The 25,445-nt window shown below is 55.9% G+C and carries 22 protein-coding genes and 2 tRNA genes; 5 read left to right on the forward strand and 19 right to left on the reverse strand.

Annotated features, from left to right (window positions below):
* The first annotated feature begins 29 nt into the window (after nucleotides 1-29).
* The 3 genes from ubiU (at nucleotide 30) to DW58_RS03700 (ending at nucleotide 3,105) form a co-directional block, all read left to right on the forward strand.
* On the forward strand, nucleotides 30-1,025 hold the full coding sequence (gene ubiU / locus DW58_RS03690) for a ubiquinone anaerobic biosynthesis protein UbiU (RefSeq protein WP_024548144.1): 996 nt from the start codon (nucleotides 30-32) through the stop codon (nucleotides 1,023-1,025).
* A 10-nt stretch (nucleotides 1,026-1,035) separates the two neighbouring features.
* On the forward strand, nucleotides 1,036-1,914 hold the full coding sequence (locus DW58_RS03695) for a U32 family peptidase (RefSeq protein ID WP_024548143.1): 879 nt from the start codon (nucleotides 1,036-1,038) through the stop codon (nucleotides 1,912-1,914).
* A gap of 180 nt (nucleotides 1,915-2,094) precedes the next feature.
* Entirely contained in the window at nucleotides 2,095-3,105 is a 1,011-nt protein-coding gene (locus DW58_RS03700; protein WP_024548142.1) for a luciferase-like monooxygenase, read from the forward strand.
* A gap of 77 nt (nucleotides 3,106-3,182) precedes the next feature.
* Here DW58_RS03700 and mtr read toward each other — a convergent pair whose 3' ends face one another.
* The 18 genes from mtr to rlmE all read right to left on the reverse strand — a co-directional run bounded on the left by mtr (nucleotide 3,183) and on the right by rlmE (nucleotide 22,649).
* Nucleotides 3,183-4,427 (reverse strand): tryptophan permease, encoded by a 1,245-nt coding sequence (gene mtr, locus DW58_RS03705; protein ID WP_024548141.1) that lies wholly within the window; start codon nucleotides 4,425-4,427, stop codon nucleotides 3,183-3,185.
* A gap of 136 nt (nucleotides 4,428-4,563) precedes the next feature.
* Entirely contained in the window at nucleotides 4,564-6,492 is a 1,929-nt protein-coding gene (locus tag DW58_RS03710; RefSeq protein ID WP_024548140.1) for a DEAD/DEAH family ATP-dependent RNA helicase, read from the reverse strand.
* Nucleotides 6,485-6,565 (reverse strand): protein YrbN, encoded by an 81-nt coding sequence (gene yrbN / locus DW58_RS20835; RefSeq protein ID WP_106878144.1) that lies wholly within the window; start codon nucleotides 6,563-6,565, stop codon nucleotides 6,485-6,487. Before yrbN ends, DW58_RS03710 begins: the two co-directional genes overlap by 8 nt.
* 102 nt (nucleotides 6,566-6,667) lie before the next feature.
* Nucleotides 6,668-7,552: a lipoprotein NlpI gene (nlpI, locus tag DW58_RS03715; RefSeq protein WP_024548139.1), complete on the reverse strand. Its 885-nt coding sequence runs from the start codon at nucleotides 7,550-7,552 to the stop codon at nucleotides 6,668-6,670.
* Between the two features lie 116 nt (nucleotides 7,553-7,668).
* The gene (gene pnp / locus DW58_RS03720; protein ID WP_024548138.1) at nucleotides 7,669-9,804 is read right to left on the reverse strand and encodes a polyribonucleotide nucleotidyltransferase; all 2,136 of its coding nucleotides are present in this window, start codon (nucleotides 9,802-9,804) and stop codon (nucleotides 7,669-7,671) included.
* 246 nt (nucleotides 9,805-10,050) lie between these two features.
* Nucleotides 10,051-10,320, reverse strand: a complete 270-nt coding sequence (rpsO, locus tag DW58_RS03725; protein WP_004385056.1) for a 30S ribosomal protein S15 — start codon at nucleotides 10,318-10,320, stop codon at nucleotides 10,051-10,053.
* 152 nt (nucleotides 10,321-10,472) lie between these two features.
* The gene (gene truB, locus DW58_RS03730; RefSeq protein ID WP_024548137.1) at nucleotides 10,473-11,417 is read right to left on the reverse strand and encodes a tRNA pseudouridine(55) synthase TruB; all 945 of its coding nucleotides are present in this window, start codon (nucleotides 11,415-11,417) and stop codon (nucleotides 10,473-10,475) included.
* Complete coding sequence (gene rbfA, locus DW58_RS03735) at nucleotides 11,417-11,818, reverse strand: 30S ribosome-binding factor RbfA (RefSeq protein ID WP_024548136.1); 402 nt, start codon at nucleotides 11,816-11,818, stop codon at nucleotides 11,417-11,419. The genes truB and rbfA overlap by 1 nt, the downstream gene beginning before the upstream one ends.
* A gap of 137 nt (nucleotides 11,819-11,955) precedes the next feature.
* A complete protein-coding gene (gene infB / locus DW58_RS03740) occupies nucleotides 11,956-14,664 on the reverse strand; it encodes a translation initiation factor IF-2 (protein WP_024548135.1) in 2,709 nt (902 codons plus the stop codon).
* A 24-nt stretch (nucleotides 14,665-14,688) separates the two neighbouring features.
* Nucleotides 14,689-16,176, reverse strand: coding sequence for a transcription termination factor NusA (gene nusA, locus DW58_RS03745; RefSeq protein WP_024548134.1), 1,488 nt, complete (start codon nucleotides 16,174-16,176; stop codon nucleotides 14,689-14,691).
* A 27-nt stretch (nucleotides 16,177-16,203) separates the two neighbouring features.
* Nucleotides 16,204-16,656 (reverse strand): ribosome maturation factor RimP, encoded by a 453-nt coding sequence (rimP, locus tag DW58_RS03750; RefSeq protein ID WP_024548133.1) that lies wholly within the window; start codon nucleotides 16,654-16,656, stop codon nucleotides 16,204-16,206.
* A gap of 213 nt (nucleotides 16,657-16,869) precedes the next feature.
* Nucleotides 16,870-16,946, reverse strand: a tRNA-Met gene (locus DW58_RS03755).
* A 59-nt stretch (nucleotides 16,947-17,005) separates the two neighbouring features.
* Nucleotides 17,006-17,092, reverse strand: a tRNA-Leu gene (locus DW58_RS03760).
* A gap of 44 nt (nucleotides 17,093-17,136) precedes the next feature.
* Nucleotides 17,137-17,466, reverse strand: a complete 330-nt coding sequence (secG, locus tag DW58_RS03765) for a preprotein translocase subunit SecG (protein WP_024548132.1) — start codon at nucleotides 17,464-17,466, stop codon at nucleotides 17,137-17,139.
* A 227-nt stretch (nucleotides 17,467-17,693) separates the two neighbouring features.
* Nucleotides 17,694-19,031 (reverse strand): phosphoglucosamine mutase, encoded by a 1,338-nt coding sequence (gene glmM / locus DW58_RS03770; RefSeq protein ID WP_024548131.1) that lies wholly within the window; start codon nucleotides 19,029-19,031, stop codon nucleotides 17,694-17,696.
* Nucleotides 19,024-19,872, reverse strand: coding sequence for a dihydropteroate synthase (gene folP, locus DW58_RS03775; RefSeq protein WP_024548130.1), 849 nt, complete (start codon nucleotides 19,870-19,872; stop codon nucleotides 19,024-19,026). Before folP ends, glmM begins: the two co-directional genes overlap by 8 nt.
* 95 nt (nucleotides 19,873-19,967) lie before the next feature.
* Nucleotides 19,968-21,899, reverse strand: coding sequence for an ATP-dependent zinc metalloprotease FtsH (ftsH, locus tag DW58_RS03780; RefSeq protein WP_024562577.1), 1,932 nt, complete (start codon nucleotides 21,897-21,899; stop codon nucleotides 19,968-19,970).
* A 120-nt stretch (nucleotides 21,900-22,019) separates the two neighbouring features.
* A complete protein-coding gene (rlmE, locus tag DW58_RS03785; protein WP_024550857.1) occupies nucleotides 22,020-22,649 on the reverse strand; it encodes a 23S rRNA (uridine(2552)-2'-O)-methyltransferase RlmE in 630 nt (209 codons plus the stop codon).
* A 122-nt stretch (nucleotides 22,650-22,771) separates the two neighbouring features.
* On the opposite strand from rlmE, the gene yhbY reads away from it, so the two are divergent.
* Nucleotides 22,772-23,065: a ribosome assembly RNA-binding protein YhbY gene (gene yhbY, locus DW58_RS03790; protein ID WP_024550858.1), complete on the forward strand. Its 294-nt coding sequence runs from the start codon at nucleotides 22,772-22,774 to the stop codon at nucleotides 23,063-23,065.
* Nucleotides 23,066-23,211: 146 nt separating this feature from the next.
* Here the strand turns inward: yhbY and greA are convergent, their stop codons facing one another.
* Nucleotides 23,212-23,688: a transcription elongation factor GreA gene (greA, locus tag DW58_RS03795; RefSeq protein WP_024550859.1), complete on the reverse strand. Its 477-nt coding sequence runs from the start codon at nucleotides 23,686-23,688 to the stop codon at nucleotides 23,212-23,214.
* Between the two features lie 254 nt (nucleotides 23,689-23,942).
* Here greA and dacB point away from each other — a divergent pair, with 254 nt between their 5' ends.
* Nucleotides 23,943-25,376, forward strand: coding sequence for a serine-type D-Ala-D-Ala carboxypeptidase (dacB, locus tag DW58_RS03800; protein ID WP_024562578.1), 1,434 nt, complete (start codon nucleotides 23,943-23,945; stop codon nucleotides 25,374-25,376).
* Nucleotides 25,377-25,445 lie beyond the last annotated feature (69 nt).

Consider the following 25,445-nt stretch of genomic DNA (forward strand, 5'->3'; position numbering starts at 1 on the left):
GCGTCATTCCAACCACAGCAGGGAATCCTATGGAGTTGCTTTGCCCCGCCGGTAACCTTCCGGCCCTCAAGGCGGCCATCGAGAATGGTGCAGACGCCGTTTATATTGGCCTGAAAGACGATACCAACGCCCGCCACTTTGCCGGGCTTAACTTTACCGAAAAGAAACTCCAGGAAGCGGTGAGCGTCGTTCATCAGCACAAGCGCAAGCTGCATATCGCGATCAACACCTTCGCTCACCCCGACGGCTACTCGCGCTGGCAGCGCGCCGTGGACATGGCCGCGCAGCTGGGTGCCGATGCCCTGATTCTGGCCGACCTGGCGATGCTGGAGTATGCCGCGACGCGCTACCCGCACATTGAGCGCCACGTGTCGGTGCAGGCCTCCGCCACTAACGAAGAGGCAATTCGCTTCTATCACAACCATTTTGACGTCGCCCGGGTGGTGCTGCCGCGCGTGCTCTCCATTCACCAGGTTAAACAGCTGGCGCGCGTCACGCCGGTGCCGCTGGAGGTATTCGCCTTCGGCAGCCTGTGCATCATGGCCGAGGGGCGCTGCTACCTCTCCTCCTGGCTAACCGGCGAATCCCCCAACACCGTCGGAGCCTGTTCGCCGGCGCGCTTTGTTCGCTGGCAGCAAACGCCTCAGGGGCTGGAGTCACGGCTGAACAATGTGCTGATTGACCGCTATGCCGACGGGGAGAACGCCGGCTACCCGACGCTGTGCAAAGGGCGCTATCAGGTTGATGGTCAGCGTTACCACGCGCTGGAGGAGCCTACCAGCCTCAATACCCTGGAGCTGCTGCCTGAGCTGCTGGCGGCAAACATCGCGTCGGTAAAAATCGAGGGGCGTCAGCGCAGTCCGGCCTATGTAAGCCAGGTCGCTCGCGTCTGGCGGGAGGCTATCGATCGCTGTATGGCGAACCCGAGCGACTTCATGCCGCAGGAAGAGTGGATGCAGACCCTCGGTGCGATGGCAGAAGGCACGCAAACCACGCTTGGCGCCTATCACCGTAAATGGCAGTAAAGGAGTTTCGATGAAATATTCCCTCGGGCCCGTACTCTGGTACTGGCCAAAAGCGACGCTTGAGGCGTTTTACCAGCAGGCCGCGACCAGCAGCGCCGATGTGATTTATCTCGGCGAAACGGTGTGCAGCAAGCGCCGCGCCACCAAAACCGGCGAGTGGCTGGAGATGGCCCGTCAGCTTGCCGCTTCCGGCAAACAGGTGGTGCTCTCCACGCTCGGGCTGATGCAGGCCCCTTCCGAGCTGGCAGAGGTGAAACGCTACGTGGACAACGGCGATTTCCTGATTGAAGCCAACGATCTCGGCACGGTCAACATGGCCGCCGAACGCCGTCTGCCGTTCGTCGCCGGCCATGCGCTCAACTGCTACAACGCGGTTACGCTCAACATTCTGCTCAAACAGGGCATGACGCGCTGGTGTATGCCGGTGGAGCTGTCACGCGACTGGCTGAGCCATCTGCTGGATCAGTGCGAGCAGTTGGGCATTCGCGATCGGTTTGAAGTGGAGGTGCTGAGCTACGGTCATCTGCCGCTTGCCTGGTCCGCCCGCTGCTTTACCGCTCGCTCGGAGGACCGTCCGAAGGACGAGTGCGAAACCTGCTGCATCAACTACCCCAACGGGCGCGCGGTACACTCGCAGGAAAATCAGCAGGTGTTCGTGCTCAACGGCATTCAGACCATGAGCGGCTACGTCTATAACCTCGGCAATGAGCTACGCAGCATGCAGGGACTGGTGGATATGGTGCGGCTGTCGCCGAGCGGCCCGGAAACCCTGGCGACCCTCGATGCGTTTCGCGCCAACGAAAACGGGGACGCTCCGCTGCCGCTGACCGCCAACAGCGACTGCAACGGCTACTGGCGCCGCCTCGCCGGGCTTGAGCTGCAGGCCTGATAAAAGCTCACTTTGTTAACACAGTAGCGGTGCTTTTCATGCAGTATTGAAATGACAGCTTTCTGGCGGCTCGCCGGGCAAAATGCCCGGAATGAGCCAGGCTGGAAGAAGACCTTCAATCTGATGACTATGCTGTTGCCGCCGGTTAACGCCGGCAGGCAAAAAACAAAGTGAGCCGTTATGTCTGAAAAATCTACCGTAGCTTTCTCCGTCCTGGACCTCGCCCCTATCCCGCAGGGTTCCACCGCTGCCGACGCCTTCAGCCACTCGCTGGATCTGGCGCGCCTCGCTGAACGCCGGGGCTATAACCGCTTCTGGCTGGCGGAACACCACAACATGACCGGGATCGCCAGTGCCGCCACCTCGGTGCTGATTGGCTATCTCGCCGCCAACACCACTACGCTGCATCTCGGGTCCGGTGGCGTGATGCTTCCAAACCACGCCCCGCTGGTGATTGCCGAGCAGTTTGGCACCCTGAACACGCTCTACCCCGGACGCATCGATCTGGGTCTGGGCCGTGCGCCGGGCAGCGATCAGCGCACCATGATGGCGCTGCGCCGTCATATGAGCGGTGATATCGATAACTTCCCGCGCGACGTGGCGGAGCTGGTGGAGTGGTTTGACGCCCGTGATCCCAATCCGCCGGTGCGTCCGGTGCCCGGCTACGGGTCGCACATTCCGGTGTGGTTGCTCGGTTCAAGCCTCTACAGCGCACAGCTGGCTGCGCAGATGGGTCTGCCGTTCGCCTTCGCGTCGCACTTCGCGCCCGATATGCTGTTCCAGGCGCTGCATCTCTATCGAACCCACTTCAAGCCGTCGGCGCGGCTCGAAAAGCCTTACGCCATGGTCTGCATCAACATCGTGGCTGCCGACAGCAACCGCGACGCCGACTTCCTGTTTACCTCTATGCAGCAGGCGTTCGTTAAGCTGCGTCGGGGCGAAACCGGGCAGCTACCGCCGCCGATCGACAACATGGAGAGCTTCTGGTCGCCATCTGAGCAGTACGGCGTGCAGCAGGCGCTGAGCATGTCGCTGGTGGGGGATAAGGCGAAGGTGCGTCATGGTCTGGAATCCGTTCTGCGTGAAACTCAGGCCGACGAGATTATGGTTAACGGGCAGATTTTCGATCACGCCGCCCGACTGCACTCCTTCGATCTGGCCATGCAGGTGAAAGAAGAACTCCTAGGGTAAGCGGCTTCCCTGCCCGTCAGGCAGGAGCACTGAGTGATAAGGTGGCGGCGCGCAGGCATCGCCACCTTTTTTATGGGTTACTTCCAGACCGGCAGCAGATCGAAAGTCGACATCAGATGCACCACCGCATTGCCAACGCCAAAGATCAGAATCAGCACGATCATCGGCGTACCGCCCCATACCCTGAACTGTGGGCTGCCAAAGCGCTTACGGGAGGCGCGTGCCAGCAGCGCCGGAACAATCGCCGCCCAGACGGTGGCCGCGAGCCCTGCGTAGCCAATCGCATATAAAAAGCCGTCCGGCCATACCAGCCCGCCAATCACCGGGGGAGTAAAGGTCAGGGCTGCGGTTTTCAGACGGCCCAGACGCGAGTCATCAAACCCGAACAGATCCGCAAGATAGTCAAACAGCCCCAGCGTCACACCCAGAAACGAACTCGCTACCGCAAAGTTGGAAAACACCACCAGCAGCAGATCCAGACTGCGGTTGTTCAGCACGCCGCTCAGCGCCTGGACCAGCACATCGATATTGCCGCCCTTGTCCGCAATGGCGATGAAGTCGTGACGGGGAATATTTCCCATCGTCGCCAGCAGCCATACCGCATACAACCCGAGCGCCAGCAGCGTGCCGCCAACCAGGCAACGCACGATAACGCGCGGATTTTTACCGTAGTACTTCATCAGGCTCGGCACGTTGCCGTGGTAGCCGAATGAGGCGAGGCAGAACGGCAGCGTCATCAGCAGATACGGCGTGTAGCTGGCCTGCGTATCGGCGACGTTGAACAGAGTTGCCGGCTCGACGTGCCCCAGCAGGCTGCCGAACGTCAGGAAAAAGGTAATCACCTTCGCGCCGAGTACAATCGCCGTCATGCGGCTGACGGCGCGGGTGGAGAGCCAGACGACAAACGCCACCGCCAGGGCAAACAGCACGCCCGCCAGCCGGGCCGGGAAGGAAATCGACATCTCGCCCAGCGTGTGGTGGAGAATCGAGCCGCTCGCCGAGATGTAGGCGTAGGTCAGGATGTACAGCACGAAGGCGATGGACAGGCCGTTGATGCGATTCCAGACGTTGCCAAGCAGATCGCGGGTCATGGTATCGAAGCTGGCACCCACGTGATAGTTCAGGTTGGCTTCAAGGATCATCAGCCCGGAGTGCAGCATACAGAACCAGGTGAACACCAGCGCGGCAAGCGACCAGAAAAACCAGGCACCTGACATCACCACCGGAAGTGAAAACATACCGGCACCGATAATGGTGCCGCCAATAATGACAATTCCTGCAAAAGTGGAGGGCGTCTGGCGTGAAAGTGCTGCGGTCGTCATGCGGATGCATCCTTGAGGCAAAATCTACGGGATCTGTTACTGTGCAGCATTGTACCAGTACATGAGTACAAAGAGGATAAAAAAAGTCCCGATCGCAATGACCGGGACTGTATTATTTACTTTACGCTTTTAGCGATTACGCATCACGACGACGGGTCGGTGCATCTTCACGACGCGGACCACGGCTGTCACGACGTTCGCCACCGAAGCTACGGCCGCCTTCACGGCGTTCGCCGCTGAAACGACGACCTTCGCCACGTGCGCCTTCCGGACGCGGTGCGCCACCTTCACGACGTTCGCCACCGAAACCACGGCCACCGCCGTTGCCACCGCGACGCTCACCGCCGGTACGCGGCTGTGCATCACCCATCAGCTGCATATTCATCGGTTTGTTCAGAATACGCGTACGGGTAAAGTGCTGCAGCACTTCGCCCGGCATGCCTTTCGGCAGCTCGATGGTGGAGTGAGAAGCAAACAGCTTGATGTTACCGATGTAACGGCTGCTGATGTCGCCTTCGTTAGCAATCGCGCCAACGATATGACGAACTTCAACGCCATCATCGCGACCCACTTCGATGCGATACAGCTCCATGTCGCCCACTTCACGACGTTCGCGACGCGGACGGTCTTCACCACCACGCTCCGGACGGTCGCCACGCGGACCACGGTCGTTACGATCGCCACGGCGTTCGAAACGGTCATCGCGCTCGCGGAACTCACGCTTAGGACGCATCGGTGCATCCGGCGGCAGAATAAGCGGACGCTCACCCTGAGCCATTTTCAGCAGTGCTGCGGCCAGCGTTTCGATATCCAGCTCTTCTTCCGCAACCGGCTGGATTTTCGCCAGCAGTGCACGGTACTGATCCAGATCGCTGCTTTCCAGCTGCTGCTGTACTTTGGCGGCAAACTTAGCCAGACGGCGCTCGCTCAGCAGTTCTGCGTTCGGCAGTTCCACTTCCGGAATGGTCAGCTTCATGGTGCGTTCGATGTTACGCAGCAGACGACGCTCGCGGTTCTCAACGAACAGCAGTGCGCGACCCGCACGACCTGCACGACCGGTACGGCCGATACGGTGAACGTAAGACTCGGAATCCATCGGGATATCGTAGTTTACTACCAGGCTGATACGTTCAACGTCAAGGCCACGGGCCGCAACGTCGGTTGCAATCAGGATATCCAGACGACCGTCTTTCAGACGCTCCAGGGTCTGCTCACGCAGAGACTGGTTCATGTCGCCGTTCAGCGCGGCGCTGCTGTAACCGCTGCGCTCAAGCGCTTCGGCCACTTCCAGGGTCGCGTTTTTGGTACGGACGAAGATGATCGCCGCATCAAAGTCTTCCGCTTCCAGGAAACGTACCAGCGCTTCGTTTTTACGCATGCCGTAGACAGACCAGTAGCTCTGGCTGATGTCCGGGCGCGTGGTAACGCTGGACTGAATACGCACTTCCTGCGGCTCGTTCATAAAGCGTTTGGTAATGCGACGAATCGCTTCCGGCATGGTCGCGGAGAACAGCGCGGTCTGATGGTCAGCCGGGATCTGCGCCATGATGGTTTCAACGTCTTCGATGAAGCCCATACGCAGCATCTCATCCGCTTCGTCCAGTACCAGACCTTTCAGGTTGGACAGGTTCAGCGTGCCACGCTTCAAGTGATCCAGCAGGCGGCCCGGGGTACCCACAACAATTTGTGGGCCCTGACGCAGGGCGCGCAGCTGCACGTCATAACGCTGGCCGCCGTAAAGGGCCACCACGTTTACGCCATGCATATGTTTAGAGAAGTCCGTCATCGCTTCAGCTACCTGAACCGCCAGTTCGCGGGTCGGGGCCAGCACCAGGATCTGCGGTGCTTTCAGCTCTGGATCAAGGTTGTTTAGCAGCGGGAGAGAGAACGCTGCAGTTTTACCGCTACCGGTCTGGGCCATACCCAGAACGTCGCGACCGCCAAGCAGGTGCGGAATACACTCAGCCTGGATTGGAGATGGTTTTTCGTAACCCAGATCGTTAAGGGCTTCAAGGATAGGAGCCTTCAGGCCCAGATCAGTAAAAGTGGTTTCGAATTCAGCCATGTAGTACGAGTGCCTCAGAATAAATGGCGGCCAGTCTACATAACTCATCGTGAAAATTTTCTGCAATTTTCATTAAAAGTGTGAACCGGCTCAAAGTATGTGGATTAACGAACAAACAAGCCCTCACCCGCTAAGGTGATGACTTACAAGGAAATTTGGGCTGAAAGTTCGTCAGCTATTGCTGGTCCGATTCTGCCAGGTCTTCTTGCTCCTGGCCCAAGAGCGCTAATTCCAACAATGCGTAACGGTGCTCAACGAAGTTGTGTACGTTGTTTGCAACCGCCAGTTTGAACAGTGCCGTAGCGCTGTCCCTGTCCCCCAGACTTAGGTAGTACTTACCTAAATAGAAGTTGGTTTCACTGAGATGCTCAGCGAGCGAGGTGTTATCCGTTGCGTCTGACTTCAGGCGTTCCATCAGCGTTGCTTCGCTAATGTTACCCAGCCAGAACTCGACAATGTTCCATCCCCATTGTTCTTTATCCGACTTCTCGAAGCGCTGTTGTAACGCTTCTTTGGCCTGCTTCTCATTGAGCTTCTGCTCAACGATGTAAAGCCACAGGCTGCGGAAAGGATCATTGGGATCGTCTTGATAAAACGCCAGCAGATCATCTTGCGCTAACTTGTCACGACCGCCGTAGTAGAGAGCGATACCGCGATTTAAGTGCGCGTAGTTGTAAGTTGGATCAAGCTCAAGTACAGAATCAAACGCTTCATAGGCGGCATCAAAGTTGCCCGCCTGCGTTAAGTATATACCTAAGTAATTGAATACTTCAGGCATATCAGGTCGGATTGCCAGCGCTTGTGAAAAATCATTACGCGCTAAGGCTCGCAGACCGAGACTATCATACAACACTCCGCGCTCATATAAAAGCTGTGCGCGTTCATCATCGGTTAAAGCCCGACTTGCGAGGATTTGTTCCATGCGTGCCAGAATGACTTCCTGCTGCAAGCTCGGTTGCAATGGCACTGCCAGGACTTCACTCTTACGCCAGGCAGAGTTGCTGCATCCTGCCAGCGTTAAAGCTGTCGCAACGAAACACCAGCGCAAAAAAGGCTTCATTTCCTACTCCCGACGACAACAATTGGATGAACATCCTGTTCCCCGGCTGCAAACACAGCATCATGCCGTGTATCAAACAGCTCTCCATGTCGCCATGGAGAGCTAAATGGCAAACCTTACTCGGCTTCTGGTGCAGCCGGCGCGGCCGGTGCTTCAGCAGGCTGAGTCTGCTCGGATGCTTCTTTGATGCTCAGACGTACGCGGCCCTGGCGATCAACCTCCAGAACTTTAACCGGTACTTCCTGGCCCATCTGCAGGTAATCGGTCACTTTCTCAACGCGCTTGTCAGCGATCTGAGAGATGTGTACCAGACCTTCTTTACCGCCACCGATGGCAACAAACGCGCCGAAGTCAACGATACGGGTCACTTTACCGCTGTAGATACGGCCCACTTCGATTTCAGCAGTGATCTCTTCGATACGACGGATAGCGTGTTTTGCTTTGTCGTTATCGGTAGCTGCGATCTTCACGGTGCCATCATCTTCGATTTCGATGGTGGTGCCGGTTTCTTCGGTCAGAGCACGGATAACAGAACCGCCTTTACCGATGACGTCTTTGATCTTGTCCGGGTTGATCTTGATGGTGTGAATACGCGGAGCGAATTCAGAGATATCACCGCGCGGTGCGTTGATAGCCTGTTCCATCACGCCCAGGATGTGCAGACGTGCACCTTTCGCCTGGTTCAGCGCAACCTGCATGATCTCACGGGTGATGCCTTCAATTTTGATATCCATCTGCAGCGCAGTGATACCTTCGCGGGAACCCGCAACTTTGAAGTCCATATCGCCCAGGTGATCTTCGTCGCCCAGAATGTCAGACAGCACAACGTAGTTGTCGCCTTCTTTCACCAGGCCCATCGCGATACCCGCAACGGCTGCTTTAATCGGTACGCCTGCATCCATCAGGGCCAGAGAGGCGCCACACACGGAAGCCATAGACGAGGAACCGTTGGATTCGGTGATTTCAGAAACCACACGTACGGTGTACGGGAAACGATCGGCGGTCGGCATGACTGCCAGTACGCCACGCTTCGCCAGACGACCGTGACCAATTTCACGACGCTTCGGAGACCCTACCATGCCGGTTTCGCCGACGCAGTACGGAGGGAAGTTGTAGTGGAACAGGAAGCGATCGGTACGTTCGCCCATCAGTTCATCGATGTTCTGCGCGTCACGCTCTGTGCCCAGGGTCGCGGTAACCAGCGCCTGCGTTTCACCACGGGTGAACAGCGCGGAACCGTGCGTGCGCGGCAGTACGCCGGTACGAACGTCCAGACCACGGATCATGTCTTTCTCACGGCCATCGATACGCGGCTCACCCGCCAGTACGCGGCTACGCACCACGTTTTTCTCGATAGCGTGCAGAATTTCGCCCAGCTCGTTGTCGTCCAGCGACTCATCTTCCGCCAGCAGTGTCGCGATGGTTTCAGATTTGATGGTGTCGATCTGGCTGTAGCGTTCTTGTTTGTCGGTGATGCGGTATGCATCGCTCAGACGGGATTCTGCCAGAGCAGCAACGCGTGCGTTCAGCGCGTCGTTTACCGCTTCCGGCTGCCAGTCCCAGCGCGGTTTACCCGCTTCTTTCACCAGCTCGTTGATGTTCTGGATAACAACCTGCTGCTGGTCATGACCAAACACAACCGCGCCCAGCATCTGGTCTTCGCTCAGCAGTTCTGCTTCGGATTCAACCATCAGCACAGCGCCTTCGGTACCGGCAACGATCAGGTCCAGCTTGCTCTCTTTGAGTTCAGCCTGAGTCGGGTTCAGTACGTACTGGTCATTGATGTAACCGACGCGAGCGGCGCCGATTGGGCCGTTGAACGGAATACCAGACAGGGACAGCGCAGCAGAGGCGCCGATCATAGCAACGATATCCGGGTTAACCTGTGGGTTAACGGACACAACGGTGGCGATAATCTGTACTTCGTTAACGAAGCCTTCCGGGAACAGCGGGCGAACCGGGCGGTCAATCAGACGCGCAATCAGGGTTTCGCCTTCGCCAGGACGGCCTTCACGACGGAAGAAGCCACCCGGGAAGCGGCCAGCAGCGTAAGTACGCTCCTGATAGTTAACGGTCAGCGGGAAGAAGTCCTGGCCTGGTTTCGCTTTCTTCTGACCAACTACGGTCACGAAAACCGCAGTGTCATCCATGCTCACCATCACGGCAGCGGTGGCCTGACGGGCCATCATGCCGGTCTCCAGCGTTACCGTATGTTGACCATACTGAAATTTACGAACGATCGGATTAAGCAAAATTATACCCTTTCTTAATGAATGACAGCACGCCATTAGCCGTGCTGTCTGGTGACCGATCTTCCTGCATCCTCGCGACTAATGACAAGTCAGACCCGTTCTTTATCGGGGCACCCTTCTCATTAGCCGCGCGAACCTCTGCAATGAAGATCATGCTTTGCAACAATACATTAGTTTCCCAATAATTGCTGCCGTCAGGTCGAAAAAAGGGGCCACAGAGGCCCCTTTTTCTGAAACTCGCAAGAATTAGCGACGCAGACCCAGACGCTCGATCAGCGCGGTGTAGCGTGCAACATCTTTACGCTTCAGGTAGTCGAGCAGTTTACGACGCTGAGAAACCATACGCAGCAGACCACGACGGCTGTGGTGATCTTTTTTGTGCTCTGCAAAGTGACCCTGCAGGTGGTTAATCTGTGCAGTCAGCAGGGCAACCTGTACTTCAGTTGAACCGCTGTCGTTTTCGCCACGACCGAACTCAGAAACGATTTTAGCTTTAGCTTCAACGCTTAGAGACATTTTGAACTCCAGTTTTTAGATAAATAACGAGGCGCCGATCTCTAATTCAGCATCCCCAATGAACACACCGTGAAATGTTAAACATGACACAGGCGTGTTAAGCCGCAATATTCTACCTGTCGCCACCTGTTATCGCAAGGTCGCGACATCGCTTATGCGGGGTACTCTACGACCAGCCGACGCGGAGCAACACGCCCCTCGTCGTCGATTTCGGCCATGCCGATAAACTTCGCTTCCGCGCCTTCGGTCACGCGCACCAGCCCGTTCAGCGGCGCATTGGCTACCCGTACCGGCTGACCGTTCTTAAAGTAAACGGCAACCTCCGGCAGGAGATTCACCAGCGGGAAATCGGCGGCGGGGCTGTCCATCGGCATCAGCAGCGGATCAAGCAGTTCGCCCGGCGGAATGTCGCGCGTCTGCGCCTCTTCAACCAGCGCATTCAGCTGTTCCAGCGTGACCATGCGTTCAATCGGGTAGTTACTCACCGCCAGGCGACGCAAGAAGATAACGTGCGCACCGCAGCCGAGCTTCTCACCGAGATCGTCGATGATGGTGCGAATGTACGTCCCCTTGGAGCAGTGCACTTCCAGCTCCAGCTCATCCCCTTCGTGACGAATGAACAGCAGCTCATAAACGGTAATGGGTCGCGCTTCACGCGGCACCACGATTCCCTGACGCGCGTACTCGTAGAGCGGTTTGCCCTGGTACTTGAGCGCAGAGAACATGGTGGGAACCTGCTCGGTATCGCCACGGAAGCTTTCCAGCGCGTCAGCAAGCTGCGCAGCGCTGAAGTTGACCGGACGCTCTTCGACAATCTGCCCGTCAGCGTCGGAGGTGTCCGTACGCTGGCCCAGTTTCGCAATCACGCGGTAGCGTTTATCGGAATCCAGCAGGTACTGGGAAAACTTAGTGGCTTCCCCAAGGCAGATCGGCAGCATGCCCGTCGCTAACGGATCCAGCGCGCCGGTATGCCCTGCGCGATTGGCATTGTAGAGACGTTTAACTTTTTGCAGCGCGTCATTGGAGGAGAGCCCCTGAGGCTTGTCCAGCAACAGCACGCCGTGTATATCGCGACCGCGACGACGAGGACGACTCATCAATCCTCCTTCGTGTCGTCCGGGTTAACGCGGCGAGACTCGTCCTGCTTGATGACGTTGCTCACGAGGTTGGACATGCGCATCCCTTCAACCAGCGAGTTATCGTAGAAGAACGTCAGTTCAGGCACGATACGCAGGCGCATGGCTTTACCCAGCAGCGAGCGGATGTAACCAGACGCGTCCTGCAACGCTTTGATACCTGCGTTGACCGCTTCTTCGTCTTTGTCGTTCAGGAAGGTGACAAACACTTTGGCATAGGCCAGATCGCGTGATACTTCCACGCCGGATACGGTGGTCATCAGACCGACGCGCGGGTCTTTGATTTCACGTTGCAGGATGATGGCAATCTCTTTTTGCATCTCCTGAGCCACGCGCTGCGGGCGACCAAATTCTTTCGCCATAATAATTCTCCACACTAAAGACTAAAAAGGGGCTAAAAGCCCCTTTTGAAATATGTGCCGGGAAGCGTAGCGCGCTCCCGGCTTACAATGCGATTAACCGCTGCTCGCTTCAGGTCGTTACCCGAAGGCAAGGAGGATTAATCGATGCTGCGCTGAATCTCGATAATTTCGAAGACTTCGATCGTATCGCCAGTGCGAACATCATTGTAGTTCTTAACGCCGATACCACACTCCATGCCGTTACGCACTTCGTTGACGTCATCTTTGAAGCGGCGCAGGGACTCCAGCTCGCCTTCATAGATAACCACGTTGTCGCGCAGGACACGAATCGGGTTGTGACGTTTCACGATACCTTCGGTAACCATACAGCCGGCAATCGCGCCAAATTTCGGTGATTTGAACACGTCGCGCACTTCGGCCAGGCCGATGATCTGCTGTTTGAGTTCCGGAGAGAGCATGCCGCTCATCGCCGCTTTCACTTCGTCGATCAGGTTATAGATGACGGAGTAGTAACGCAGATCCAGGCTTTCAGCTTCAATCACGCGACGAGCAGACGCATCGGCACGGACGTTGAAGCCAACGATAATCGCGTTAGACGCAGCCGCCAGCGTAGCATCGGTCTCGGTGATACCACCGACGCCGGAGCCGACAATTTTCACCTTCACTTCGTCGGTAGAGAGTTTCTGCAGCGAATCGGAGATCGCTTCCAGAGAACCCTGTACGTCGGACTTCAGAACGATGTTCACTTCGTGAACTTCGCCTTCGGTCATGTTGGCAAACATGTTTTCCAGCTTGGATTTCTGCTGACGCGCCAGTTTGACTTCGCGGAACTTGCCCTGACGATAGAGCGCCACTTCACGGGCTTTCTTCTCGTCACGCACCACGGTAACTTCGTCACCGGCAGCCGGCACACCGGAGAGACCCAGGATCTCAACCGGGATAGACGGGCCCGCTTCGGATACATCGCGGCCAAGCTCATCACGCATCGCACGTACACGGCCGTATTCAAAGCCACACAGTACGATATCGCCTTTGTTCAGGGTACCTTCACGAACCAGCACGGTTGCAACCGGGCCACGACCTTTATCCAGGAAGGATTCGATCACAACACCGCTCGCCATACCGCTGCGTACCGCTTTAAGTTCCAGAACTTCCGCCTGCAGCAGGATAGCGTCCAGCAGTTCATCAACACCAGTACCCGCTTTCGCTGATACGTGGACGAACTGGCTCTCGCCGCCCCACTCTTCCGGCATGATGCCGTACTGGGAGAGTTCCTGCTTCACGCGATCCGGATCGGCTTCGTGCTTATCAATTTTGTTAACCGCAACCACAACCGGCACCTGCGCCGCTTTCGCGTGCTGGATAGCTTCGATGGTCTGCGGCATCACGCCGTCGTCCGCTGCAACAACCAGTACCACGATATCCGTTGCCTGCGCACCACGTGCACGCATCGCGGTAAACGCGGCGTGGCCCGGGGTATCCAGGAAGGTGATCATACCGTTGTCGGTTTCGACGTGGTAAGCACCGATATGCTGGGTAATGCCGCCTGCTTCGCCAGACGCCACTTTGGTGGAGCGAATGTAGTCGAGCAGAGAGGTTTTACCGTGGTCAACGTGACCCATGATGGTCACAACCGGCGCGCGGGCTTCCGCCTGAGCACCCATATCACGGTCGCTCATCAGCGCTTCTTCCAGCTCGTTTTCACGACGCAGGATAACTTTATGGCCCATCTCTTCGGCGACCAGCTGAGCAGTTTCCTGATCGATCACCTGGTTGATGGTGGCCATGGCGCCCAGTTTCATCATCGCTTTGATGACCTGAGAACCTTTAACGGCCATTTTGTTAGCCAGTTCGGCAACGGTTACGGTTTCGCCGATGATAACATCGCGGTTAACCGCCTGCGCCGGCTTGTTAAAGCCCTGCTGCAGAGAGCTGCCTTTACGCTTCCCGCCTTTGCCGCCACGTACCGCGGCACGCGCTTCTTCACGGTCAGCTTTTGATTCAGAGTGCTTATTGCCTTTCTTCGGACGCACGGCTTTCGCTGGGCGAGCACGGCTACGACCGCCTTCGACTTCACGATCGTTGTCGTCTTCTGCCTGGCGGGCGTGCTGAGAAGTGGTGACGTGGTAGTCAGTCGCTTCTTCCGGTTTCTCAGGGGTTTCAGCCCAGGTTTTCTCATTTTCAGCGGCCATGCGGCGCGCTTCTTCCGCTACCTGGCGGGCGCTCTCTTCGAGCTTACGGCGGGCTTCTTCTTCCGCCTTACGCTTGAGCTCAAGGGCTTCCGCTTCGCGGCGAGCTTTTTCAGCCTGTGCAGTTTTGGTCATGTCGTCGGTCTGTTGATTGCTCACTTTGCTATTTTCCGCAGCTCCGCGTTTCGCGTTTTCAGCGTTCTCGCGTTTAGCCTGTTCGTCAGCGTCGCGTTTTGCTTTAGCTTCTGCATCACGTTTCGCTTTTTCCTCAGCTTCGCGCTTGGCAGTTTCTTCTGCTTCACGACGGGCCTTCTCTTCCGCTTCACGCTGCGCTTCTTCTTCCGCGGCAAGGCGCTCGGCCTCTTGCGGATCGCGTTTTACAAAGGTGCGTTTTTTGCGGACTTCGATCTGTACCGATTTACTCTTCCCACCGGTACCCGGGACATTTAAAGTACTGCGCGTTTTGCGCTGCAATGTCAACTTATCTGGCGCCGAACCATGTTCACGGTTCAGGTGCGACAGTAAAGCTTGTTTCTCTTGTGCGGTGACAGAATCTTCAGCCGACTTAGGGATCCCTGCATCAGCGAATTGCTGTACCAGGCGGTCCACTGAGGTCTGAATCTCTGCGGCCAGCGTTTTTACGGTTACATCAGTCATGCTGTTCCTTCCTGCTACAGTTTATTACGCGTCGTCGCCGAACCAGCAGATATTACGGGCCGCCATGATAAGCTCACCGGCTTTCTCATTCGTTAACCCTTCGATATCTGACAGGTCATCTACGCCTTGTTCGGCGAGATCTTCAAGCGTACAAACACCTCGAGCAGCCAGTTTGTAAGCCAGAGTACGGTCCATTCCTTCAAGATTGAGGAGGTCTTCGCTCGGCTTTTTATCACCCAGGCTCTCTTCCTGTGCAAGAGCCAGCGTCGTGAGTGCATTTTTCGCACGTTCACGCAGTGCTTCAACGGTCGCCTCATCGAGACCGTCAATTTCCAGCAGCTCTTTCATTGGCACGTAAGCCAGTTCTTCGAGCGTGGAGAAGCCTTCTTCAACCAGTAGGGTCGCGAAGTCTTCGTCGATATCCAGATACTTCGTGAAAGTATCAATCGCTGCGTGGGCTTCTGCCTGGTGTTTTGCCTGAAGGTCTTCAACCGTCATCACGTTCAGTTCCCAGCCACTCAGTTGAGAGGCAAGGCGGACGTTCTGACCGTTACGACCAATCGCCTGAGCGAGGTTACCCGCTTCCACGGCGATATCCATGGTGTGCTTGTCTTCGTCGACAACGATAGACGCAACGTCGGCTGGCGCCATAGCGTTGATGACGAACTGCGCCGGGTTGTCGTCCCACAGCACGATATCAATACGTTCGCCGCCAAGCTCGGTTGACACAGCCTGAACGCGTGCACCGCGCATGCCTACGCAAGCACCTACCGGATCGATACGCTTATCGTTGGTCTTCACGGCGATTTTCGCACGTGAGCCCGGATCGCGCGCTGCCGCTTTGATCTCGATAACTTCTTCGCCGATTTCCGGTACTTCGATGCGGAAAAGCTCAATCAGCATTTCCGGCTTCGCACGGGTGACAAACAGCTGCGCACCACGCGCTTCAGGGCGTACAGCGTAGAGTACGCCACGAATACGATCGCCTGGACGGAAGTTTTCGCGCGGCAGCATATCTTCACGCGGAATAACTGCCTCAGCATTATTCCCTAAATCCAGGGTGATGCTGTCGCGATTCACTTTCTTCGCGATGCCGGTGATGATTTCACCTTCGTGCTCGCGGAACTGGTCAACGACCATCGCGCGCTCGGCTTCGCGAACTTTTTGTACGATAACCTGCTTGGCGGTCTGCGTCGTGATGCGGTCGAAGGTAACAGATTCAATCTGGTCTTCAACGTAATCGCCAAGGTTCAGAGACGGATCTTCGTACTGCGCCGCTTCCAGCGTGATTTCACGCGTAGGCTGGGTTACTTCTTCTACGATAACCCAACGACGGAAGGTGTCAAAATCGCCGCTGCGGCGATCGATGCTGACGCGTACGTCGATTTCCTGCTCATATTTTTTCTTAGTTGCCGTGGCCAGGGCACTTTCCAGCGCTTCGAAAATTTTCTCGCGTGGAACCGCTTTTTCGTTAGAAACAGCTTCAACAACGGCCAAAATTTCTTTGTTCATCGGGGGCCTTCGCCTCAATCCAGAATGTTAAAAGTGGGGAACCAGGTTCGCTTTCTGAATGTTGCTCAGCGCGAATACTTCATCTTTGCCATCGACCGTCACGGTGATCATTTCGCCATCTACGGCTTTAATGATGCCCTGCCATTTGCGGCGGTTCTGTACTGCCATACGCAGCACCAGTGCAACTTCTTCGCCGATGAAAGAGAGGTAATGTGCCGCGGTAAACAACGGGCGATCGAGGCCAGGAGAGGAAACTTCAAGGTTGTATGCCACTGTGATGGGATCTTCAACATCCATAACGGCACTTACCTGGTGGCTGACATCAGCGCAATCATCAACATTGATACCATTTTCACTATCAATATAGATGCGCAGCGTCGATGTGCGACCGCGAATGAATTCGATACCGACGAGTTCATAGCCCAGCGCTTCAACCGGTGCTGTAATCATCTCTGTTAATTTTTGCTCTAATGTGGACAAGCCCACCCCCAAGACATAAAAAAAGGGCATTAAGCCCAGTTATTCTGAAGTCAGATAACAAAAAACCCCGATAAATCGGGGCTTTATATAACTGAACCCTGTAAGTCACCATGGTGACCTGGAGCACTCTCCAACAGAATTTTTTTCAAAACCCAGTGAAAAAAGCGTATCCCGCTCTACACAGTATATTTGAAAAAGAACTCTAAGGGAAAGTGGTTGCGGGGGCCGGATTTGAACCGACGACCTTCGGGTTATGAGCCCGACGAGCTACCAGGCTGCTCCACCCCGCGTCCGAAAACGTGGCGAATATTACGCCTAAAATGCATAAAATGCAAGTTTTGCTGGGATTTGGTACCGAGGACGGGACTTGAACCCGTAAGCCCATTCGGGCACTACCACCTCAAGGTAGCGTGTCTACCAATTCCACCACCTCGGCACTTAGAACACGGCATTCAGCACTACCGTGTTTGATGCGACAAATTACTGCGGAATATCACTCGTCGGCTTGGTAGGCGCCGCTGGTGCAGTCTGCTCAGCGTTAGGCTGAGTCAGGTTATCCCACATGCTTCCTTTGTTCGTTTTGTTGCTATTGATATTACCCAGTACCAGGCTGATGATGAAGAACAGCGTAGCCAGTACAGCTGTCATACGGGTCATGAAGTTACCAGAACCACTTGAACCGAACAGTGTAGTGGAAGCGCCAGCTCCAAAGGAGGCTCCCATATCAGCGCCTTTACCTTGCTGCAGCATGATAAGACCTACAAGGCCAATTGCTACAATAAGGAAGATAACTAAAAGAGCTTCGTACATAATCAACCTGTTCCTTGCGGGTTAACCGCATACCAATGCTTCAAACTAGTCAATGCGGGGCCACTTGTCATTCCCCTGTGAAGCGGGTGAGAATACTAACCAAAGCGTATCGCCTTAGCAAGAGCAAATTCATGTCGATGCGCTAACTGCGGAAAAAAACGGCAACAACAGTGATTTTGTTTAGAAACAAGGCGGCAATTGCCGCCCTTTTGAGCAGATAACCGTGATTATACCGCTTTTACCGCATCCGCGATTCGGTTGGCAAACGCCACTACCTGCGCTTCATCTTCGCCTTCCACCATCACACGAATGAGCGGCTCCGTACCGGATTTGCGCAGCAGCACGCGGCCACGGTTTCCAAGCGCCGCTTCCACTTCCGCCGTTACGGCTTTCACCTCAGCATTCTCCAGCGGATCGCCGCTGCCCGGCGTGAAGTGAACATTTACCAGGATCTGGGGGAAGAGCTTCATGCCGCTGCACAGGTCATGCAGGCTCATATGATTGCGCGCCATTGCCGTTAAGACCTGCAGCGCCGCCACGATGCCGTCGCCGGTGGTGGTCTGGTCGAGCAAAATAACGTGGCCGGAGTTTTCGGCCCCGATACGCCAGCCTTTTTCCTGCAGCTTCTCCAGCACGTAGCGGTCGCCGACCTTCGCCCGCACAAACGGGATGCCGAGCTGTTTCAGTGCCAGCTCAAGCCCCATGTTGCTCATCAGTGTACCTACCGCGCCACCGCGCAGCTGGCCCTGGCGTAGCCCTTCCCGCGCAATGATGTAGAGGATCTGGTCGCCATCGACCTTATTGCCTTCATGGTCGACCATGATGACGCGGTCACCGTCGCCGTCAAACGCGATACCCAGATGGGCCTTTTCGGCCACTACGCGTTTTTGCAGCATGCGCACGTCCGTCGCACCGCACTCTTCGTTGATGTTGACGCCGTCAGGCTCGCAGCCGACCGTAATCACCTGCGCGCCCAGCTCGCGGAACACGTTAGGCGCAATGTGGTAGGTCGCCCCGTTGGCGCAGTCCACCACGATTTTCATTTCGCTGAGGCTCAGTTCATTCGGGAAGGTGGCTTTGCAAAACTCAATGTAGCGACCGGCTGCATCGACAATGCGGCTCGCCTTTCCGAGCTCGGCAGAATCCACGCAGGTAATCTCTTTTTCCATTTCCGCTTCGATGGCTTCTTCCACTTCATCCGGCAACTTGGTGCCATCGATAGAGAAGAACTTAATCCCGTTATCATAGAACGGGTTATGCGAGGCGGAGATAACGATCCCGGCTTCGGCGCGGAAGGTGCGCGTCAGGTACGCCACAGCGGGCGTAGGCATAGGACCGGTGAAGGAGGCTGACAGCCCCGCTGCCGCCAGACCCGCTTCCAGCGCCGACTCCAGCATATAGCCGGAAATGCGCGTGTCTTTACCGATGATGATTTTCCGTGAACCATGGCGCGCCAGGACTTTACCGGCCGCCCAGCCAAGCTTCAGGACAAAATCGGGGGTAATAGGGGCATCGCCTACGCGGCCACGGATACCATCGGTACCAAAATATTTACGGTTACTCATAGCGTTTCTTATCCTTCGCTGACAGTGTGGCTTCCACCACGCGCACCGCTTCCACCGTCTCTTTCACATCATGTACCCGAATGATTTGAGCCCCCTGCATTGCCGCGATGACCGCACATGCAAGGCTGCCGCTCAGGCGATCCGCCGGACCTACGTTGAGCAACTGCCCTACCATCGATTTACGCGACATTCCCACCAGCAGCGGCAGGCCGAAGTGGTGGAATTCTGAGAGTCGGGCTAAAAGCTGGTAATTATGGGTGAGATTTTTACCGAAACCGAACCCCGGGTCGAGCAACAATTTTTCTTTTGCGATGCCCGCCGCTTCACAACGCGCGATCTGTTCGCTAAAGAAGCGATCTACATCGGCGAAGACGTTCTCGTAATGGGGAGCGTCCTGCATCGAACCTGGCTGGCCCTGCATATGCATCAGGCAGATGGGCAAACCGGTCTCTGCCGCCGCTTCAAGCGCGCCGGGCATCTGCAGCGACCGAATATCGTTAATAATGTGCGCCCCCGCCCGCGCCGTCTCACGAATCACCTCGGGGCGGGAGGTATCGACGGAGATCCAGGTTTCAAACCGCTGCGCCAGGGCTTCCACCACGGGCACCACCCGGGACAGCTCCTCGTCCACGCTCACCTCCGCCGCGCCGGGCCGCGTCGACTCTCCCCCCACGTCAATGATGGTCGCCCCGGCATTGAGCATCGCGTTAGCGTGTTTTACCGCCTCAATCAGCGTATTGTGCTGGCCGCCGTCGGAGAAGGAGTCGGGCGTGACGTTAAGGATGCCCATAACGTGTGGATGCGTGAGGTCGAGCGAGGTGCCCTGAGCGAAGAGTTTCATATCCATTACCCTGCAAAAAATCGTGGTTAGCTAAACGAGAAAAACCCCGGACCAGCCGGGGTTTAAAGGGGGAAGCACAGCGAACATTGGGCGAATTACTTATCGTCCAACTGCTCTGACATGGTGTTGCCCGGGTTCGGCGTCCGTGGTTCATCAACCGGACGCGGCGCACGCGGTGTGCCATTGCTGTCATTGTTGCTGGTGCCCGGATCTTCCCAGCCTGCCGGCGGACGTACGTCGCGGCGAGCCATCAGATCGTCGATTTGCGGCGCATCAATGGTTTCATACTTCATCAGCGCATCTTTCATGGCGTGAAGAATGTCCATGTTTTCGTTCAGGATCTCACGAGCGCGATTGTAGTTACGCTCAATCAACGCTTTTACTTCCTGATCGATGATACGTGCCGTTTCATCAGACATGTGCTTCGCTTTCGCGACGCTGCGGCCAAGGAATACTTCACCGTCCTCTTCCGCGTACAGCAGCGGACCGAGTTTGTCGGAGAAGCCCCACTGGGTCACCATGTTACGGGCAAGGTTAGTCGCCACTTTGATGTCGTTCGACGCACCGGTAGAGACATGCTCTACGCCATAGATAATCTCTTCAGCAAGACGACCACCGTAAAGGGTAGAAATCTGGCTTTCCAGCTTCTGACGGCTTGCGCTAATGGCATCGCCTTCAGGCAGGAAGAAGGTCACACCCAGCGCACGACCGCGCGGGATGATAGTCACTTTGTGCACCGGATCATGCTCCGGCACCAGGCGACCGATAATCGCATGGCCCGCTTCGTGGTACGCGGTAGATTCTTTCTGCGCTTCCGTCATCACCATGGAGCGGCGTTCCGCACCCATCATGATTTTGTCTTTCGCTTTCTCGAACTCAACCATCGACACCACGCGCTTGTTGCCACGTGCAGCAAACAGCGCCGCTTCGTTCACCAGGTTGGCGAGATCCGCACCGGAGAAGCCTGGCGTACCACGCGCGATGATTGCCGCGTCGATGTCCGGCGCCAGCGGTACGCGACGCATGTGCACTTTCAGGATCTGTTCACGGCCACGCACATCCGGCAGACCGACCACAACCTGACGGTCGAAGCGGCCAGGACGCAGCAGCGCCGGGTCAAGCACGTCCGGACGGTTTGTTGCGGCGATAACGATAATACCTTCGTTACCTTCGAAACCATCCATCTCAACCAGCATCTGGTTCAGGGTCTGCTCACGTTCATCGTGACCACCACCCAGACCTGCGCCACGCTGACGGCCTACGGCGTCAATCTCATCGATAAAGATGATGCAGGGTGCGGCTTTTTTCGCCTGTTCAAACATATCGCGGACACGGGATGCACCCACACCAACGAACATTTCAACAAAGTCTGAACCGGAAATGGTGAAGAACGGGACCTTCGCTTCGCCAGCAATCGCTTTTGCAAGCAGGGTTTTACCGGTACCCGGCGGGCCCACCATCAGGACGCCTTTCGGGATCTTACCGCCCAGTTTCTGGAAACGGCTAGGTTCACGCAGGTATTCAACCAGTTCGCCCACTTCCTCCTTTGCTTCATCGCAACCGGCGACGTCAGCAAAGGTGGTTTTGATTTGATCCTCGGTAAGCATGCGCGCTTTGCTCTTACCGAACGACATGGCACCTTTGCCACCGCCGCCCTGCATTTGGCGCATGAAGAAGATCCAGACCCCAATCAGCAACAGCATCGGGAACCACGAAATGAAGATAGAAGCCAGCAGGCTTGGTTCTTCAGGCGGTTCGCCCATCACTTTTACGTTTTTGGTCAGCAGGTTATCAAGTAGCTTAGGGTCATTAACCGGAATGTAAGTCGTATAACGGTTATTGTCTCTCTTGGTAACGTTGATTTCACGTCCGTTGATACGTGCTTCACGAACCTGATCCTGGTTAACTTCTTGCAGGAAGGTAGAGTAATCTACCCTACGGCCATTCGACTCGCTGGGCCCAAAGCTCTGGAATACGGACATCAGCACTACTGCGATGACCAGCCAGAGAATTAGGTTTTTCGCCATGTCACTCAAGGGATTAACCTCTTATTACAACTGTGTTAAAAACAGCGTCAGGATACAATATCTCCAGTCTCTTTCAAGCCGCAGCGGCAAGCTTCCTCGCTCCACCCTGATGCCCACTGGTTATACTTTACGCCCGGTCGCTACAATATACACTTCACGTGAACGGGCACGAGAAGAGTCCGGCTTACGAACTTTTACCTTCGTAAACAGGGAGCGAATTTCCCTAAGGTACTCATCGAAACCTTCGCCCTGAAATACTTTCACCACAAAACTTCCGCCCGGTGCCAGAACGTCACGACACATTTCAAGGGCCAGTTCAACCAGGTACATTGCGCGCGGGATATCAACCGCAGGCGTACCACTCATGTTAGGCGCCATGTCTGACATGACAACCTGGACTTTACTCTCGCCAACTCGCTCAAGTAGCGCTTTCACCACGGATTCGTCACGAAAGTCGCCCTGAAGAAAGTCTACGCCAACAATAGGATCCATCGGCAGGAGGTCGCAAGCGATAATACGGCCTTTGCCACCGATTTGGGTCACAACGTACTGCGACCAGCCACCGGGGGCGGCACCCAGGTCGACAACGGTCATCCCAGGCTTAAAGAGTTTGTCACTTTGCTGTATTTCATCAAGTTTAAACCAGGCACGCGAACGTAAACCTTTTTTCTGCGCCTGCTGAACATATTTATCGCTAAAGTGTTCCTGGAGCCAGCGGCTGGAGCTGGCAGAACGCTTTTTACCTGTCATTTGATATTCCGGTTCAGGTTCATCGTATGCCTTAGGCTAAAACTTACACAGCTTTGGCTATTCAGAAGAGATGGCGGTAGAATGAACCGTTTTCAATCCCAACGTAAGTAAAAAATAATACGATGAATCTTAGTACTAAACAAAAGCAACACCTTAAAGGTCTGGCGCATGCGCTCAAGCCGGTCGTTATGCTTGGCAACAATGGTTTGACCGAAGGGGTGCTGGCCGAGATTGAACAAGCGCTTGAACACCATGAGTTAATCAAGGTGAAAATCGCCACTGAAGATCGTGAAACAAAAACCCTGATCGTGGAAGCTATCGTGCGGGAAACCGGCGCCAGCAACGTACAGGTTATCGGTAAAACGCTCGTCCTGTACCGTCCTGGTAAAGAGCATAAGATTTCGCTACCACGCTAACACGGGTCCTTTCCGGGCAGCACGTGTGCAAAATGCCACGCTCCGTTTGTTGATGAAAGGCCGCTAGCGGCCTTTTTCTATTCTTTACATTCTAACCGGTAACTTTGTCACGTTAGTGGCATCTGCCCGCATGACGGTTCTCAGCGTCAGAGATACTCGACCTTCACGATTTCATACTCAACCTGGCCGCCTGGGGTGTTAATTACCACCACGTCGTCGACTTCTTTCGCAACCAGTCCGCGTGCGATCGGCGAGTTTACTGAGATAAGATTTTGCTTAAAATCAGCCTCATCGTCGCCAACGATGCGGTAGGTCTGCTCTTCGTCGGTATCCAGGTTCAGAACGGTCACCGTGGCACCAAAAATGACACGCCCGTTGTTAGGGATTTTGGTGATATCGATAACCTGCGCATTCGACAGCTTGGCCTCGATATCCTTAATACGACCTTCACAGAAACCCTGCTGCTCACGTGCGGCGTGGTACTCCGCATTCTCTTTGAGATCGCCGTGTTCACGGGCGTCAGCGATGGCAGCAATAATTTCAGGGCGACGTACGGACTTCAGAAACTCCAGCTCTTCGCGGAGTTTCTCAGCGCCTCGTAAGGTCATCGGAATCGCTTGCATGTGTTACTCCTCTTCAAACCTTCTTCCCGGGTACGATCCATCTCCGCGCTGGCATTGCTGCCAGTCCGGCAAACACTGTGCCTGCCCGGGTAAGAAACAAAAGAAAACTGACCCGGGTACAAAGCCCCAGGTCAGCAACGAATTTCTCAATTTGATACGTAGTCTAACCTGAAGTTCCCTGAGGGTCATCGTTTACTTTGCAGGGCGATGCACCGTAGTATGACGGCACGTTTCCAGGCTGTAACCGCGAGATTATGCGATTTTCCAGAGTTATCATCGGATTGACCACAGGGGTCGCCTTACACGTTCAGGCGGCTAACGTTGAGGAGTACATCAATCAGCTACCCGCCGGCGCCAACCTGGCGTTGATGGTACAGAAGGTAGGCGCCCCGGCTCCCCAGATTGATTATCATAGTCAGCAAATGGCGCTTCCCGCCAGTACGCAGAAAGTGATCACCGCCCTGGCTGCGTTGCTTCAGCTCGGCCCGGATTACCGCTTTACCACCACCCTTGAAAGCAAAGGCGAGGTACGCGATGGCGTTCTGAATGGCGATCTTGTCGCCCGTTTCGGCGGCGATCCAAGCTTTAAGCGTCAGGATCTGCGTAACATGGTGGCGACACTTAAGCGCGCAGGCGTTGAGAAAATCGATGGAAACGTGCTGATCGATACCTCGATTTTTGCCAGCCATGACAAAGCGCCAGGCTGGCCGTGGAACGATATGACGCAGTGCTTTAGCGCACCGCCGGCTGCCGCCATTGTCGATCGCAACTGCTTCTCCGTGTCGCTCTACAGCGCCCCGAAAGCCAACGATTTTGCGTTTGTGCGCGTCGCGTCTTTTTATCCGGTAACGGTGTTCAGCCAGGTGCGCACGCTGCCTCGCGGCTCATCCGAAGCCCAGTATTGTGAGCTGGACGTCATGCCGGGCGATCTCAACCGCTACGTGCTGACCGGCTGCCTGACTCAGCGTGCCGACCCGCTGCCGCTGGCATTTGCCATCCAGGACGGCGCTGGCTATGCCGGTGCGATCCTCAAGCAGGAGCTGAAAGCCGCGGGCATCAGCTATAACGGCACGCTGCTGCGCCAGACCCAGCCCAACGAGCCGGGCACGGTGATCGCCACTAAGCAGTCCGTCCCGCTCCACGATCTGCTGCGTATCATGCTGAAGAAATCGGACAACATGATCGCGGATACCGTGTTCCGAACCATTGGGCATAACTTCTATAACGTGCCCGGTACCTGGCGCGCCGGCTCCGACGCCGTACGCCAGATCCTCCGTCAGAAGGCCGGGGTCGATCTCGGGAACAGTCTGGTGGTGGATGGCTCAGGCCTGTCGCGCCACAACCTCATCTCACCGGCGACCATGATGCAGGTGCTGCAATACATCGCGCAAAACGACAGCCAGCTCAATTTTATCTCGATGCTGCCGCTGGCCGGGCATGACGGTTCACTTCAGTATCGCGCCGGTCTGCACGCTGCGGGCGTGGACGGCAAGGTGTCCGCAAAAACCGGGTCGCTGCAGGGCGTTTATAACCTGGCCGGCTTTATCACCACCGCCAGCGGCCAGCGTATGGCGTTTGTCCAGTATCTGTCGGGGTATGCGGTTGAACCCGCCGACCAGCGTAATCGTCGCATCCCGCTGGTCCGCTTCGAAAGCCGCCTCTATAAAGACGTATATCAGAACAACTGATACACCTGCCTCAGCCATAAAAAAACCCTCTCCGCCAGGAGAGGGTTTTTTACAGGTGAGATACCGGGG

The organism is Siccibacter turicensis LMG 23730 (assembly GCF_000463155.2).
Lineage (GTDB): Bacteria > Pseudomonadota > Gammaproteobacteria > Enterobacterales > Enterobacteriaceae > Siccibacter > Siccibacter turicensis.